Source organism: Lysobacter enzymogenes, assembly GCF_017355525.1.
Taxonomy (GTDB): Bacteria; Pseudomonadota; Gammaproteobacteria; order Xanthomonadales; family Xanthomonadaceae; genus Lysobacter; species Lysobacter enzymogenes_C.
In genome coordinates this window covers 3,520,602-3,535,283 of record NZ_CP067395.1, presented here as the reverse complement: position 1 = coordinate 3,535,283, position 14,682 = coordinate 3,520,602, and the positions used below count along the sequence as shown (strand labels likewise).

Below are 14,682 nucleotides of genomic sequence, written 5' to 3'. Positions count from 1 at the left end.
GATCCGCAACCGGCGCAGCCGCAGGACCTCGCCGAGGTCCGCCGGCAGGCCTCGCCGAAGATGACCAAGGTCATGATCGGCGTGGCGCTCGGCGCGTTCGCCTTCACCTTCGCCCTGGTGCCGCTGTACCGCATCGCCTGCGAGAAGGTGTTCGGCATCCGCCTGGAACGCGGCGTGGCCGAGGCCGACCGCGGCGGCCATGCGGTCAGCGACCGCATCGTCACCGTGCAGTTCGACGGCAGCGTCAATTCCAAATTGCCGTGGGAGTTCCGCCCGCACGCGGTCAGCATGAAGGTGCGCCCGGGCGAGCAGTACGAAACCACGTACTACGCGCGCAACACCAGCGACCGTCCGATCGTCGGCAGCGCCTCGCCGTCGGTGGCGCCGGCGCGCGCGTCGGGCTACTTCAACAAGACCGAATGCTTCTGCTTCACCGCGCAAACCCTGCAAGCGGGCGAGTCGCGCGAGATGCCGGTGCGTTTCATCGTCGACCCGAACCTGCCGGCCGGCGTCGAAACCATCACCCTGTCCTACACTTTCTTCAAGAACGACGTGCTCACCGCACGGCTGCAGCAAGGCGCGGTCTCCAAGACCCCGTCCTCGCCGCTGGCCGCGCCTTGAGTTGGCTTCGCACCACCTGACTACGGAACGCCGCCATGGGCCAAGCGCACACGCCAGACGCCAACATCTACTACGTCCCGCATAGCAGCCGCTGGCCGTTCCTCGGTTCGATCGGACTGTTCACCCTGATGATCGGCGTGGCCAACTGGCTCAACGAAGTCAGCTGGGGCAAGCCCACCTTCTTCGTCGGCGTGGCGATGATGATCGCGGTGCTGTTCGGCTGGTTCGGCGACGTGGTCCGCGAGTCGGTGCGCGGCAACTACAACAAGCAGGTCGACGTGTCGTTCCGGATGGGGATGATCTGGTTCATCTTCTCCGAAGTGATGTTCTTCGCCGCGTTCTTCGGCGCGCTGTTCTACGCCCGCACGCTCGCGTTGCCGTGGCTCGGCGGCGAAGGCGACGGGGTGATGACCAACAGCCTGCTGTGGCCGGAATTCAGCGCGGCGTGGCCGAGCTCGGGCCCGGCCGGCGTCGGCGGCCACTTCCAGACCATTCCGGCCTGGGGCCTGCCGCTGATCAACACCCTGATCCTGCTGACCTCGGGCACCACCGTGACCGCCGCGCACCACGCGCTCAAGGGCGGCCACCGCAAGGCGCTGCTGTTCTGGCTCGGCGCGACCGTGCTGCTGGGCTGCCTGTTCCTGTTCTTCCAGGCGGAGGAGTACATCCACGCCTACACCGAGCTGAACCTGACCCTGGGTTCGGGCATCTACGGCTCGACCTTCTTCATGCTGACCGGCTTCCACGGCCTGCACGTGACCCTCGGCACGATCATGCTGGCGATCATCTGGTTCCGCTGCCTGAAGGGCCATTTCGACAAGGACAACCACTTCGCGTTCGAAGCGGTGGCCTGGTACTGGCACTTCGTCGACGTGGTGTGGCTGGGCCTGTTCCTGTTCGTCTACGTGCTGTAAGCGCGGGCGACGCGATCGCAAGAAAGGCCGGCCCGGTGGCCGGCCTTTCGTTTTTTGACGAGGGCAGGGTTCTTGCGAGGCTCGGGGCCCGGGGCGCTTGCTTCAGTTCGCGGCGATCCGAGCGGAAAGCGTCGGGCCTGAAGGCCCTCCCGCACGAGCGACCGGCCGCCGCATCGCGGCGGCGCCGCGAACGGGCGACAATAGCGGTCCGGTGTTCGCAGGCCCCACGGCCGGCCGGGCTCAGTGCGGGGGATTGGAGCCCACGCCGTGCGGCGTGATCCAGCCCATCCAGATGCCCAGGATTACCAGCAGGATCAGCGCGACGGACAGCGCGATGCGCCGGGTCAAGGCGTTGACCGTGCGTTTGCTCTGACCCTTGTCCACCAGCATGTAGTAGAGGCCCGCTCCCAGGTTCCACAGGATGACCGCCAGGAACGCCACCACCAGCAGGATTTTCAGTTCTTGGCTCATCGAAGCCTCGGGCGGCGCGCGCGTGGGTGCGAAGGCGGGATTATCGCAGCACGCCGGGAGCTTGGGGTGAGCCGTCGCGGCAACCTGCTGTTCGGCTGGAGCCTGGCGCTGGCGGCGATCGCGCTGTTCGCCAACCTCGGCCTGTGGCAGGCGCGGCGCGCGGTGGAGAAGCAGGCGATGCTCGATGCCGCCGCGCAGGTGCTGTCCGAACGCGTGCCGCAGCCGCTGTCGCGCGCGGCCGATCCGCAGCGCGCGCACGCCTACGACTGGGCCGCGGGCCAGGGCCGTTTCGATCCGCGCGGCGCGCTGCTGCTCGACAACCAGCAGCGCGGCGGCCGCGCCGGCGTGCGCGCGTACCGGCTGTTCCTGCCCGACGGCGGCGAGCCCTTGCTGGTCGATCTGGGCTGGCTGCCGCTCGGCGGCGAGCGCAAATTTCCGGCGGTGCCCAAGCCCGAGGGCGAACTGGCATTGCGCGGCTTGCTCAGCGCGCCGCCGTCGGTCGGCATTCCGCTCGGCCCCGGCATCGGCCGCGAAGGCCAGGGCTGGCTGCTGACCCGCGTCGACACCCGCGCGATCGCCGCCGCGCTCGGCCTGCCGGCGCCGCTGGCGCCGCGCGTGCTGCGCCTGGATCCGGCGTTGCCGCTCGGCTACGACCGCGATCTGGAACTGCTCAGCAACACCTTGCCGCCGGACAAGCACCGCGGCTATTCCCTGCAGTGGTTCGCACTCGCCGCGGCGGTGCTGGCCACCGCGCTGATTTTGACTTTCCGGCGCCCGCGCCGCGGAGCCGACCGATGAGTACACCCGCGCCCGTCACCGACGCCCAGCGCAACCGCAACCGCCTGACCCTGGTGCTGATCGCCGCGTTCTTCTTCGTGCCGATGCTGGTCGCCGGGGTCATGCGCTTCACCGACCGGCATCCGGCGATCAACCGCCAGAACGGCGAGCTGCTCGAGCCCAAGCCCGACCTGCGCCGGTTCGAGCCGGCGCTGGCCGACGGCAAGCCGTACCCGTGGAACCCCGGCGCGCGGGTCTGGCGCATCGTGGTGGCGCCGGCGCCGGGCTGCGCGCAGGAATGCGTCAAGTTGTCGCACGAGCTCGACACGGTATGGCAGCTGTTCGGCAAGGACGCCGACCAGGTCGACATCCTGTGGCTCGGCGAACCGCCGGCCGGCGCGGCGCGCCCGGCCTCGCTGCGCGTGCTCGCCGACGCGCCGCAACTGCGCGAGCGCCTGCCGCGCCTGAACGACCCGGCCGGGACCCCGGTCTACGTGATCGACCCGAACGGCTTCGCGATTCTGCGCTACGCTCCCGGCTTCCAACCCGGCGGGCTGCGCAGCGACCTGAGCCGGCTGCTGAAACTGATGTAACGACGGGCCGGCGCGGCCCGTGGCGGGCGCCCGGCGCCGCTGCCGAGCGCGCGGCGCCCTTTAGCGAGACCAAGCCAAAGCAATGAGCGTATCCAGCCTTACCGGCCTGAGCAGTTCCGGGCTGTACAAGAATTTCCACCGCATCGCCTGGCTGGCGGTGGCGCTGGCCCTGTGCGTGATCGTGTTCGGCGCGTTCGTGCGCCTGTCCAACGCCGGCCTGAGCTGCCCCGACTGGCCGACCTGCTACGGCCGCGCCGCGTGGCCGACCGACCCGCACCAGGCCGTCGACCACGTCGCCACCCAGATCCGCCCGGTCGAAGTGCACAAGGCCTGGCGCGAGCAGTTCCACCGCATGATCGCCGGCCTGCTCGGCGTGCTGGTGCTGACCCTGGCGCTGGTGTCGGCGCGCCGGCGCAGCAAGGGCATGATGCAGATCGCGCTGGCCTCGCTGCTGGTCGCGATCGGCATTCCGCTGTACATGAAGGGCCAGCACGTCGCCGCATCGGCGCTGGCGATCGTCGGCGAAGCGATCCTGATCGCCGCGGCCGCGCGCTGGAGCAACACCGACCTGTCGCGGGTGTCGGCGATCACCCTCGCGGTCATCATCTTCCAGGCCTTGCTCGGCATGTGGACGGTGACCTGGCTGCTCAAGCCCGTGGTGGTGATGGCGCATCTGCTCGGCGGCCTGCTGACGTTCTCGCTGCTGGTGTGGACCGCGTGGCGCGCGACCCACCAGCCGATCCGGCTCGCCGACGCGGCGCGGCTGCGCGGCTGGGTGCTCGCCGGCATCGGCGTGCTGACCGTGCAGATCGCGCTCGGCGGCTGGACCAGCGCCAACTACGCCGCGCTGGCCTGCGGCAACGATTTTCCGACCTGCGTCGGCCAGTGGTGGCCGCGCCACGACTTCGGCGAAGCCTTCGTGCTGTGGCGCGGCATCGGCGTGGACTACGAAGGCGGCATCCTCGACGGCGAGGCGCGCATCGCGATCCAGCTCGCGCACCGGGTCATGGCCGGCATCGTGTTCGTGTCGCTGCTGGCGCTGACGGTCAAGCTGCTGCGCACGCCGGGCCTGCGCGGCTGGGCCACATTGCTGGGCGCGTTGCTGCTGTTGCAGATCGGCCTGGGCATCGCCAACGTCAAGCTCGGCCTGCCGCTGGCGGTCGCGGTGGCGCACAACGGCGGCGCCGCGCTGCTGTTGTTCGCCCTGGTGTCCCTGCTCGCGCGCCTGCGCACGCCGGAGCCGTGATGAGCGCCGCGCCGCGACCCACCGCCAAGCAGTACTGGGACCTGACCAAGCCGCGCGTGGTCGCGCTGATCGTGTTCACCGCCATCGTCGGCATGTTCATGGCGGTGCCGGGCTGGCCGCCGGCGCGGCAGTCGATCCTCGGCTTCCTCGGCATCTGGCTGGCGGCGTCGTCGGCCGCGGCGATCAATCAGCTGCTGGATTCGCGCATCGACGCGAAGATGGCGCGCACCTCGTGGCGGCCGATCGTCGCCGGCCAGGTCACGCCGCGCCAGGCGTTGATATTCGCGCTGGCGCTGGCGGCGTTGTCGATGACGATCCTGGTGCTGTGGGTCAACGTGATCACCGCGTTGCTGACCTTCGCCTCGCTGATCGGCTACGCGGTGGTCTACACCGTCTACCTCAAGCGCGCCACGCCGCAGAACATCGTCATCGGCGGCATCGCCGGCGCGGCGCCGCCGCTGCTGGGCTGGGCCGCGGTGACCGGCATGCAGGGCGAGTGGGACTGGGCGCATGCGCTGCTGCTGGTGCTGATCATCTTCGTCTGGACCCCGCCGCACTTCTGGGCGCTGGCGATCTTCCGCCGCGCCGACTACGCGCGCGCGATGGTGCCGATGCTGCCGGTGACCCACGGCGTGCAGTACACGCGCTGGCAGATCCTGTTCTACACGGTGCTGCTGGTCGCGGTGACGGTGCTGCCGTGGGCGGCCGGCATGAGCGGGCTGTTCTACCTCGGCGGCGCGTTGGTGCTCGGCGCGGTGTTCCTGTACTACGCCTGGAAGCTGATGGACCCGCCGGACGAGCTGTACGCGATGAAGGTGTTCAACTACTCCATCGTCTACCTGATGGCGCTGTTCGCGTTCCTGCTGGTCGATCATTGGCTGTTGCCGGCGTTGCAGCCCGCGGCGGCGTTCGAGCTGCACCAACTCGGCTGAGCCGCGCAACCCTTTGCGACGCATGAGCATCCTACGGACTCGTTTCCGTTGGAGAAGCTCGTGCGCCGCAACGTTGTTCCGCATCTGATCGCTTCGTGTTTGGCTTTCGCCGCGCTGGCCGCGGCTTCGGTATCGATCGCTTCCACCGCAATCGCTCCCGCATCAGCCGCAGGCGCCGTCGAATTCCGCAACGGCCATTGGTTCGACGGCGAAGACTTCCGCGCCGGCACTTGGTACGCCGTCGACGGCGCATTGACCCGCACGCGCCCTGAGCGGGTCGAGCGCGTGGTCGATCTCGCCGGCGGCTACGCCACGCCGCCGCTGGCCGAGGCGCACAACCACAACCTGCAGAACGCCTGGGGCGCGCGCAACTTCCGCGAACGCTACCTCGCCGGCGGCGTGCAGTACGCGGCGATGCTGTGCGGCGATCCCGACGGCACCGCCCAGGCCAAACAGGCGCTAGGCGCGGACGCGCCGCTGGACGTGCTCTACGCCAGCGCCTGCGTGTCCAGCTCCGACGGCCATCCGCTGGCGATGGCGCGCAGCAATCCCGACGGCAGCCTGCGGCCGGTCGAAGACGTGCACGACCGCGACTACCTGGTGATGGACACGCTCGACGACATCGAGCGCAAATGGCCGAAGCTGCGTGCGGCGCGGCCGGACCTGATCAAGGTCGTGCTGGTGCACAGCGAGCGTCCCGAACGGCGCGGCGATGCGCGCTATTACGGCCGCAACGGCCTGCGCCCCGAACTGCTGGCGCCGCTGGTGCGGCGCGCGCATGCCGACGGCCTGCGGGTGGCCGCGCACGTCGAATCGGCCGCGGATTTCCGGGTCGCGGTCGAGGCCGGCGTGGACATCCTCGCGCATCTGCCGGGCTATCAGATCTGGGACGGACGCAGCGAGGCCGACTATCGCCTCGACGACGCCTCCATCGCCCTCGCCGCGCAGCGCAAGATCCCGCTGATCGCCACCGCCAACGCCGCGCAACTGCTCGCCGGCGACGACGCGGCCGAACTCGAGCGCGTGCGCGCGCTGCAGCGCGACAACCTGCGCCGTTTGCTCGCCGCCGGCGTGCCGCTGGCGCTCGGCAGCGACCGCTTCGACGCCACGGTGCGCGTCGAGATCGATTATCTGGCCGGGTTGCAGGTGATGCCGCCGGCGCAGCTGTGGCGTGCGGCGGTGGAGCACACGCCGTCGCTGCTGTTCCCGCAGCGGCGCGTCGGCCGCATCGCCGAAGGCTTCGAGGCCCACTTCATCGTGCTGGCCGACAATCCCCTGCGCGCGCCGAAGGCGCTCGACGCGATCCGCCTGAAAGTCCGCCACGGCGCGGTCTACTGAGCCGCGCTGCACTGGCGCGGCGCATCGCCGCCGTGCCTATACTCGCCGCACTGTTCCGCCGATGGGGAGATCGGTGCCGATGATGCAGCAAAAGATTTCGCGAGCGCCGCGCGCGGCGCGTTCCGGTTTGGCGTGCGCGCTGTCGGCGCTGCTGTTGGCCGCGGCGCTGCCGGCGGCCGCGCAGCAGGCGCCGCAGACCTTGGTGGTGACCGCAGCCAAACTGTTCGACCCCGCCAGCGGGCGCCTGACCGACAACCCGCAGATCGTGATCCGCGACGGCCGCATCGCCGCGGTCGGCCGCGCCGGCGACGCCGCGCCCGAGGGCGCGCGCCGGCTCGATCTGGCCGGCATGACCGTGCTACCGGGCCTGATCGACATGCACGTGCACCTGGATTCGGACCCCAGCTACGGCGGCTACACCGGCCTGCAGTTCAACGACCGGTTCTGGTCGGTGCTGGCGGTCAAGCACGCGCAACAGACCTTGCAGGCCGGCTTCACCACCGTGCGCAACGTCGGCGCCGACGCCTGGAACGACGTCGGCCTGCGCCAGGCCATCGACGAGGGCAAGCTCGACGGCCCGCGCATCGTCACCGCCGCCTATTCCTTCGGCGCCACCGGCGGCCATTGCGATTCGACTTATTTCCCGCCGTCGATGGCGCAGAAGAATCCCTACAACGCCGACTCGGTCGAGGAAGCGCGCAAGAGCGTGCGCGAGCTGCGCAAATACGGCGCGCAAGTGATCAAGATCTGCGCCACCGGCGGGGTGTTCTCGCGCAACACCGAGCCCGGCCAGCAGCAGATGAGCTATGAGGAAATGAAGGCGGTCGCCGACGAAGCGCACCAGTGGGGCCTGCGCGTGGCCGCGCACGCGCACGGCGCCGCCGGCATCCGCGACGCGATCCGCGCCGGCGTCGACACCATCGAGCACGCCAGCCTGATCGACGAGGAAGGCATCCGCCTGGCCAAGCAGCATGGCGCTTGGCTGTCGATGGACATCTACAACACCGACTACACCCAGGCCGAGGGCAAGAAGAACGGCGTGCTGGAAGACAACCTGCGCAAGGACCGCGAAGTCGCCGACATCCAGCGCGAGAACTTCCGCCGCGCGCATGCGGCCGGGGTCAAGATGGTCTACGGCACCGACGCGGGGGTGTATCCGCACGGCCTCAACGGCAGGCAGTTCGCGCTGATGACGCGCTACGGCATGAGCCCTGCGCAGGCGATCCGCGCGGCCACCGTCGACGCGGCGCAGGCGCTGGGGCGCAAGGACGTGGGCCTGATCGAAGCCGGGCGTTGGGGCGATTTGATCGCGGTTGCCGGCGATCCGACCCAGGACGTGCGGTTGCTCGAAGCGGTGCCGGTGGTGGTCAAGGGCGGCGAGGTGGTGAAGGACGCGCGTTGAGCGCTCAGTCCGCCGCTTCCTCCAGCGTCGCCCGCACCGGCGCCTTGCGCGCGTAGCGCTGCGCCAGTTGCGCGCAGACGATCAGCTGGATCTGGTGGAAGATCATCACCGGCAACACGATCGCGCCGAGCGCGCTGCTGGCGAACAGAATCTTCGCCATCGGCACGCCGGTCGCGAGGCTCTTCTTCGAACCGCAGAACACGATGGCGATTTCGTCCGCGCGCGAGAACCCGAGCCGGCGTGCGGCGAAGGTGGTCGTCAGCATCACCACCGCCAGCAACAGCGCGCACACCGCGATCACCACGTACAGCGCGACCAGCGGCGTGCTCTGCCACAGGCCGCTGTTCATCGAGGCCGAGAACGCGGTGTAGACCACCAGCAGCACCGTGCCCTGGTCGGTGTAGCGCAGCACCGCGCGCCGGCGCTCGACCCAGCCGCCGATCCAGCGCCGCAGCAGGTGGCCGGCCACGAACGGCACCAGCAGCTGCAACATGATCTTGCCGATGGCGTCGCTGGGATCGGCCATGCCGCCGTGCGCGCCGGCCAGCGCGCTGAGCAGCAGCGGGGTGATGAACACGCCGAGCAGGCTCGACGCCGACGCGCTGCACACCGCCGCGGGCACGTTGCCGCCGGCCATCGAGGTGAAGGCGATCGACGACTGCACGGTCGAGGGCAGGGTGCACAGGAACAGCAGGCCCAGGTACAGCTCCGGCGTCAGCAAATGGCCCGACAGCGGTTTGAGCGCGAGGCCGAGCAGCGGAAACAGGATGAAGGTGCTGGCGAAGATGACCAGGTGCAGGCGCCAGTGCAGCATGCCGGCGAGGATGGCCTCGCGCGACAGGCGCGCGCCGTGCAGGAAGAACAGCGCGGCGATGGCCAGGTCGGTGAAATCGTCCATCCACTGCGCCGGCGCGCCGTGCAGCGGGAATTTCCAGGCCAGGGCGACCGTGGCCAGCAGGGCCAGGGTGAAGGTGTCCACGCGCAGACGCTTGAGCCAGCTCATCGAAGGCCTCGTGATGGCGGAATCGCGGCCGGCGCGCGCGGCGCCGGCAGGCCGTCCGTGGCCGCGCGCGGAATGCGCGGCTGAGGCCATTGTGGACGCTGCGGCGCGCGCCGGCCATGCGCGGCGTGGCGGGGTGGTTCAGGCGATCGGGCCGATGGCCGCCGAGGGCGACTGTAGGAGCGGCGCGAGCCGCGACCGCGACACCGCGCTTACGGCGCAAACGGCTACCCTGCGGTCGCGGCTCGCGCCGCTCCTACAAGGGCGGCTCAACCGCTCAGCAGGGCCGCACCCGCTCGGCGATCGCCGCTGCGCTGTCGGGAGTGACGTACCACTTGCCCGGTTCTTCGTACTCGAAATCGATCGCCACTTCGGCCGCTTCGCGGTTGATGCGCATGATGCACACCCGCCACGGCGACTCGCCGGGCTTCTGGGTGACCCGGCGCAGTTCTTCGAGCCGGTTCTCGATCTCCACGCCCGACGGCGTCAGCGCTTCGCCCGGCTGGCCCTTGTCGTAGCGGAAGCCGTTGAGGCGGCTGATGCCTTCGCCGTACCACGCGATCAGCGCATAACCGTCCCACGGGCGCTCGCCGGCCTTGGGGTCGACCACGATCAGGCGGGCGATCTCGCCGAGCAATTCGTCTCTGTTCATAGCGTGCTTGAAGTCCTTGCGGTCAGCTGGCCGCGATCAGTCCGTCCATCTCGCCCGCGTCGACGCGGGCGTAGCGCTGGCCGGCGCGGTTGTCGAAGCTCACGCGCTGATCGTAAACCCTGTGGCCGTCGCCCGGGTCGAGGACCTCATAGGAAATGCGAACCCGGTCCGGTCGGTCGGCGTCGCGCGGGGTCAGCTCGATGTTCACCCGCACGTCCATGCCCTTGTCGATCCACGCCGCCCATTCGTTCTCCAGGGTCTTGTACGCGCCCATGTTGAAGTTGCCGTTCTGCGGGAACAGGTTCTTCAGGCCCTGGTCGGTGACGAAGCGATGGCCGAGCAGGTGGCCGCCCTGATCGCCGTCGACGCCGCGGTCGGCGGCCGTGCGCTGGGCCTGGGTTTCGGCATCGCTGCGGTCGATGTCGCTGAACACGGTGCGCAAGGTGGCTTCGGCGTGAATCGGGCGGCCGCGGTCGTCGACGGTCCAGACCGCGTCGTTGACTTCGCCGCCGTCGGGGTTGGTCACGCTGGCGGAGATGTCGCGGGTCTGGCCGGGGTCGGCGTGATCGGGCGGCAGCGCAGCGTAGGCCTCGCGCAGTTCGGGCCCGCCGTTGCGTTCGACCGCGGCCTCGACGGCGTCGCGGCCGAAGGCGGGTTCGAGCTTGCGCAACTGCGGCGCGTCGAGCTTGCCGGCCAGATCGTTGGCGAGCGTTTCGCGCTCGGCCAACGGCAGCGCGCGCACCGCATCGGCGAAGGCCTGCACGCCGTCGTCGTCGAGCGCATCGACCTGCGCGCGCGCCAGCGGCGCGGGCGCGTCGCGCAAGGCCTGCGGCAGTTGCTCCGGCGTCGACGGCGGCGGCAGGGCCGGGCGGGCGTGCAGCCCGGCTTGGATCGGATCGGTCATGGCCTGGCGGCTCGCTGCGCTGGATGCACAACAACTTAGCCAGAAATCCGCCAAGGCCCCAGTGGGGAAAACCCCAGAGAATTGTTGCGTTTCAATGACTTCCGGCCGCAGGGCTAGGGTTGGCCCCAGACCGCAACGGCCCGGCAGCGCCGGGCCGTGCGCGTCGCCCTCAGCGCTGGCCCGCGGCCGCGTTGCCGCCGATCAGGTGCTGCTGCCAGAACTGCATCATCGCCGCGCCGAAGTAATCCGCGTTGCCTTTCTTCTGGAAGCCGTGGCCTTCGTCGTCGAACATCAGGAACCACACCGGCTGGCCGTTGCCGCGCACCGCCTTCACGATCTGCTCGGCCTCGGTGTAAGGCACGCGCGGATCGTTCTTGCCCTGCGCGACGAACAGCGGCGAGCGGATCTTGGCGGCGTTCTTCAGCGGCGAGATGCGGTCGAACACCGCCTTCATCTCCGGAATGCGCTCGTCGCCGTACTCGGCGCGGCGCAGGTCGCGGCGATAGCTCTCGGTGTTGTTGAGGAAGGTGCTGAAGTCGGAGATGCCGACCACGTCGACGCCGGCGCGGATGCGGTCGCTGTAGTGCATCAGCGAGGCCAGCACCATGTAGCCGCCGTAGCTGCCGCCGTACACGCCGACGCGGCCGGCGTCGAGTTCGGGCTGCTTGCCGACCCAATCCAGCAGCGCGCCGATGTCCTTGACCGAATCCTCGCGCTTTTCCGCGTTGTCCAGGCCGAGGTAGGTGCGGCCGTAGCCGGTCGAGCCGCGCACGTTCGGCAGCAACACCGCCACGCCGAGTTCGTTGGCGAGGAACTGCGCGGTCGGGTTGAAGGTCGGCTGCGACTGCCCTTCCGGGCCGCCGTGGATCTGGATCACCACCGGCAGTTTCTTGCCGGCCGCCGCGCCGGCGGGGCGGTAGTAGAACGCCGGAATCGTGCGCGGCTTGCCGTCGACCTGGTCGAAGGTCGGGTAGCGCACCAGCGTCGGCGCGACGAACTTCGACGAATCCAGGCCGCCGACTTCGCTGCGCGTCCAGCGGGTCAGCTTGCGCGCGTCGATATCGATCACGTACACGTCGCTCGGCGAGGTCGACGAGTTGATCGACAAGGCGATGCGCTTGCCGTCGGGCGAAAACTCGCTGCGGCCGATCGCGCCGACCGGCAGCTCCGGCAAGGCGATCTCCCGATGCTCCGGCAGCGACAGCACGTGCAGCTTGCCGATGCCGTCCTCGTTGCTGACGTAGAGCAGGCGGCTACCGTCGTCGGACAGCGCGAGCCCGTCGACGTCCCACGGAATCTTCGCGCTGAGCACGTCGAACTTGCCGCTGGCCGGTTCGTGCCGGCGCAGGGTGCGGAACTCCTGCGGCTTGCCGGCGACGATTTCGTCGGAGACGTAATACACCGAGCGGCCGTCGCGCGAGAAACGGAAGTCGCTGATCGCGGCCTTGCCGCCGTCGACCGGGAACAGCGTCAGCTTGCCGCTGGCCAGATCGACGATGCCCGGATACGACTCGCTCGCCGACACGTACTTGATGACCAGCAACTGCTTGCCGTCGGGCGAGAAATCCTGCGCGCTCCACTGGCCGCCTTCGGTCACCACCGCGCGCGCCTCGCCGCTGGGGAAACCGCCGACCCACACATCGGTGTCCTTGCCGTTGCGGCGGGTGCTGCTGTACGCCAGCTGCTTGCCGTCGTGCGAGAACAGCGGCGACTGATTGCGCGATTTGCCGTCGGTCAGCAGGCGGGTCTGGCGCGTGCCCAGGTCGAACCAGTGCAGCTGCCAGAACTCGTTGCCGCCCACGTCCTTGGCGAACACGAAGCCGTTGCCGCCGGCCGGCGCCGCGGTGATCGCGTTGACCGGTTCGGGATAGAACGTGAGTTGCTCGCGCATGCCCAGCGGCGCGCACACTCGGTGGGCCTGCGCGGTTTCGGCGAAGCGGGTCGAGATCAGCAGGCAGCCGTCCTGGGTCCAGCCGGCGAAACCGGCGCCGCGGGTGTTCTGGTAGCGGTTCAGGCGTTCCAGCAATTCCGCCGACACCGGCGGCACGTTCTCGCTGGTGCGGTTGCCCTGGTGCAGGCGCTCGACCGGCGCGGGCGTCTGCGCATGCGCGGCGCCCGCGCACGCCAGCGTCAGCGCGGCGGCCAGGGCCGCGCGCAGCGCGGCCGGTTCGCGCGCGGCCTGGCGCGGCGAAGGTTTCGTGGAAAGCAGGCGGCGCAAGCTCATCGGCGGTCTCCCCGGGACGGCCGTGCGCGGCGCGCAGGCCAAAGCGCGCCGCGGAGGCGGCGCAGGACATCCGAGCTTAGCGCGCCCGCGCCGCGTTGCTCTCCCCCGAAAGTCACGATGCGCGCCGGCCGGCGTTACGCCTAGAGTGCGTTGTCTGGAATCGTGCCTGCCGAAACTGCGCTTAGCGCATCGCCGCAGCGCCTTGTCGCTTACCAGCACGCATTCACTGGGGGATGCCGCTATGCCCGATCGCAGAAGTTTCCTGATCCACACCGCGCTGGCCGGCGCCGGCGCGCTGGCCGGCGGTTGGAGCGGCGCGCTGCGCGCGGCCGCGCCGCCGTTGCGCTGGGCGCCGTACGCCGAATCGATGGTGGTCGACGCCTGCGGCTTCATCGGCAGCGACGAAGCCAAGCCCGGCGACATGCTGTCGCCGAAGCTGATCGCCGAAGCGCGCGAAAGCGGCCTGCGCGTGCTGCAGACCACGGTCGGCCCGGTCGCCCAGTACGAAGGCGCGTTCGAAGCCGCGGTGCGCGACATCGCCAACTGGGAGGAAGAAATCGCGCGCCATCCCGACGTGTTCCTGGCGGTGCGTCGCGGCGCCGACCTGGAGCGCGCGCGGCGCGAGAAGAAGCTCGGCGTGGTCTATCAGTTCCAGGACAGCGCGCCGATCGGCGAGAAGCTCGAACGCATCGACGATTACCAGCGGCTCGGCCTGCGCACGGTGCAGCTGACCTACAACGTGCGCAACCTCGCCGGCGACGGCTGCCTGGAGCCCGGCGACGCCGGCTTGAGCAAGTTCGGCCACAGCCTGGTCGAGCGGCTCAACGAGCGCGGCATCCTGGTCGACCTCGCCCACAGCGGCCGCCGCACCGCGCTGGAAGCGATCGCGGCGTCGAAATCGCCGGTGCTGATCAGCCACACCGGTTGCGCGGCATTGGTCGAACGCCCGCGCAACAAGACCGACGCCGAACTGCGCGCCTGCGCCCAGCGCGGCGGCGTGGTCGGCATCTACCTGATGCCGTTCCTGCGCGAGAGCGGCCAGCCCGGCGCGGCCGACGTGATTCGTCATCTGGAACACGCCATCGACGTGTGCGGCGAAGACCATGTCGGCATCGGCACCGACAACCTGGTGTCGGCGGTGAAACTGACCGAGAACTACAAGCGCGACCACGCCGAATCGATCCGCGAGCGGCGCAAGCTCGGCATTTCCGCGCCGGGCGAGAGCGAGACCGTGTATCTGTACGTCGAAGGCCTCAACGCCCCGCGGCGCTTCGAAACGCTGGCCGCGTTGCTGTCGGCGCGCGGCCACAGCGACGCGCGGATCGGCAAGATCCTCGGCGGCAACTTCGCCCGGGTGATGACCGAAGTCTGGAGTTGACGCGCAAGTCCGAGGCCCGACTGTAGGAGCTGCGCGAGCTGCGACCGCGGGGTGTCCGTTTGCGTCGTAAGCGCGGTGTCGCGGTCGCGGCTCGCGCCGCTCCTACAGGGAGCAGCCGCAACCGCGAGGCGATTTTGTTTTCAGCCGTGGCGCCTGCCCGAAGTCCGACTGTAGGAGCTGCGCAAGCTGCGACCGCGGGGCAGCCGTTTGCGTCGCAAGCGCGGTGTCGC

14 protein-coding genes and 1 pseudogene are annotated in these 14,682 nt (G+C 69.7%); 10 read left to right on the top strand and 5 right to left on the bottom strand.

The window, feature by feature from the left end; translation table 11 throughout:
• The first annotated feature begins 60 nt into the window (after positions 1 to 60).
• The 3 genes and pseudogenes from JHW38_RS14875 to JHW38_RS25995 all read left to right on the top strand — a co-directional run.
• Positions 61 to 621, top strand: coding sequence for a cytochrome c oxidase assembly protein (locus JHW38_RS14875; protein ID WP_242691401.1), 561 nt, complete (start codon positions 61 to 63; stop codon positions 619 to 621).
• A gap of 35 nt (positions 622 to 656) precedes the next feature.
• Positions 657 to 1,535, top strand: a complete 879-nt coding sequence (locus tag JHW38_RS14870; protein ID WP_207522130.1) for a cytochrome c oxidase subunit 3 — start codon at positions 657 to 659, stop codon at positions 1,533 to 1,535.
• 97 nt (positions 1,536 to 1,632) lie between these two features.
• Positions 1,633 to 1,689: pseudogene (locus JHW38_RS25995) on the top strand (DUF6053 domain-containing protein); the annotation flags it as partial.
• Positions 1,690 to 1,775: 86 nt separating this feature from the next.
• On the opposite strand, the gene JHW38_RS14865 reads toward JHW38_RS25995, so the two are convergent.
• On the bottom strand, positions 1,776 to 2,006 hold the full coding sequence (locus JHW38_RS14865) for a twin transmembrane helix small protein (RefSeq protein ID WP_207522129.1): 231 nt from the start codon (positions 2,004 to 2,006) through the stop codon (positions 1,776 to 1,778).
• Between the two features lie 66 nt (positions 2,007 to 2,072).
• On the opposite strand from JHW38_RS14865, the gene JHW38_RS14860 reads away from it, so the two are divergent.
• From JHW38_RS14860 to JHW38_RS14835, 6 genes are all read left to right on the top strand, one after another.
• A complete protein-coding gene (locus tag JHW38_RS14860) occupies positions 2,073 to 2,804 on the top strand; it encodes an SURF1 family protein (protein WP_207522128.1) in 732 nt (243 codons plus the stop codon).
• On the top strand, positions 2,801 to 3,376 hold the full coding sequence (locus JHW38_RS14855; RefSeq protein ID WP_207522127.1) for a hypothetical protein: 576 nt from the start codon (positions 2,801 to 2,803) through the stop codon (positions 3,374 to 3,376). The genes JHW38_RS14860 and JHW38_RS14855 overlap by 4 nt, the downstream gene beginning before the upstream one ends.
• Before the next feature lie 82 nt (positions 3,377 to 3,458).
• Positions 3,459 to 4,622 (top strand): COX15/CtaA family protein, encoded by a 1,164-nt coding sequence (locus tag JHW38_RS14850; RefSeq protein WP_207522126.1) that lies wholly within the window; start codon positions 3,459 to 3,461, stop codon positions 4,620 to 4,622.
• The gene (locus JHW38_RS14845) at positions 4,622 to 5,554 is read left to right on the top strand and encodes a heme o synthase (RefSeq protein WP_207522125.1); all 933 of its coding nucleotides are present in this window, start codon (positions 4,622 to 4,624) and stop codon (positions 5,552 to 5,554) included. Before JHW38_RS14850 ends, JHW38_RS14845 begins: the two co-directional genes overlap by 1 nt.
• 60 nt (positions 5,555 to 5,614) lie before the next feature.
• Complete coding sequence (locus JHW38_RS14840; protein WP_207522124.1) at positions 5,615 to 6,892, top strand: amidohydrolase family protein; 1,278 nt, start codon at positions 5,615 to 5,617, stop codon at positions 6,890 to 6,892.
• 79 nt (positions 6,893 to 6,971) lie between these two features.
• On the top strand, positions 6,972 to 8,294 hold the full coding sequence (locus tag JHW38_RS14835) for a metal-dependent hydrolase family protein (protein ID WP_242690949.1): 1,323 nt from the start codon (positions 6,972 to 6,974) through the stop codon (positions 8,292 to 8,294).
• Positions 8,295 to 8,298: 4 nt separating this feature from the next.
• Here the strand turns inward: JHW38_RS14835 and JHW38_RS14830 are convergent, their stop codons facing one another.
• From JHW38_RS14830 to JHW38_RS14815, 4 genes are all read right to left on the bottom strand, one after another.
• The gene (locus JHW38_RS14830) at positions 8,299 to 9,297 is read right to left on the bottom strand and encodes a bile acid:sodium symporter family protein (protein ID WP_207522123.1); all 999 of its coding nucleotides are present in this window, start codon (positions 9,295 to 9,297) and stop codon (positions 8,299 to 8,301) included.
• A 274-nt stretch (positions 9,298 to 9,571) separates the two neighbouring features.
• Entirely contained in the window at positions 9,572 to 9,946 is a 375-nt protein-coding gene (locus tag JHW38_RS14825) for a hypothetical protein (RefSeq protein WP_207522122.1), read from the bottom strand.
• 22 nt (positions 9,947 to 9,968) lie between these two features.
• The gene (locus tag JHW38_RS14820) at positions 9,969 to 10,850 is read right to left on the bottom strand and encodes a DNA/RNA non-specific endonuclease (protein ID WP_207522121.1); all 882 of its coding nucleotides are present in this window, start codon (positions 10,848 to 10,850) and stop codon (positions 9,969 to 9,971) included.
• Between the two features lie 169 nt (positions 10,851 to 11,019).
• Positions 11,020 to 13,074 carry a S9 family peptidase gene (locus tag JHW38_RS14815; RefSeq protein WP_207522120.1) on the bottom strand — a complete coding sequence of 685 codons (2,055 nt, stop codon included), beginning with the start codon at positions 13,072 to 13,074 and terminating at the stop codon, positions 11,020 to 11,022.
• A 241-nt stretch (positions 13,075 to 13,315) separates the two neighbouring features.
• On the opposite strand from JHW38_RS14815, the gene JHW38_RS14810 reads away from it, so the two are divergent.
• Positions 13,316 to 14,452, top strand: coding sequence for a dipeptidase (locus tag JHW38_RS14810; protein ID WP_207522119.1), 1,137 nt, complete (start codon positions 13,316 to 13,318; stop codon positions 14,450 to 14,452).
• Positions 14,453 to 14,682: the final 230 nt, after the last annotated feature.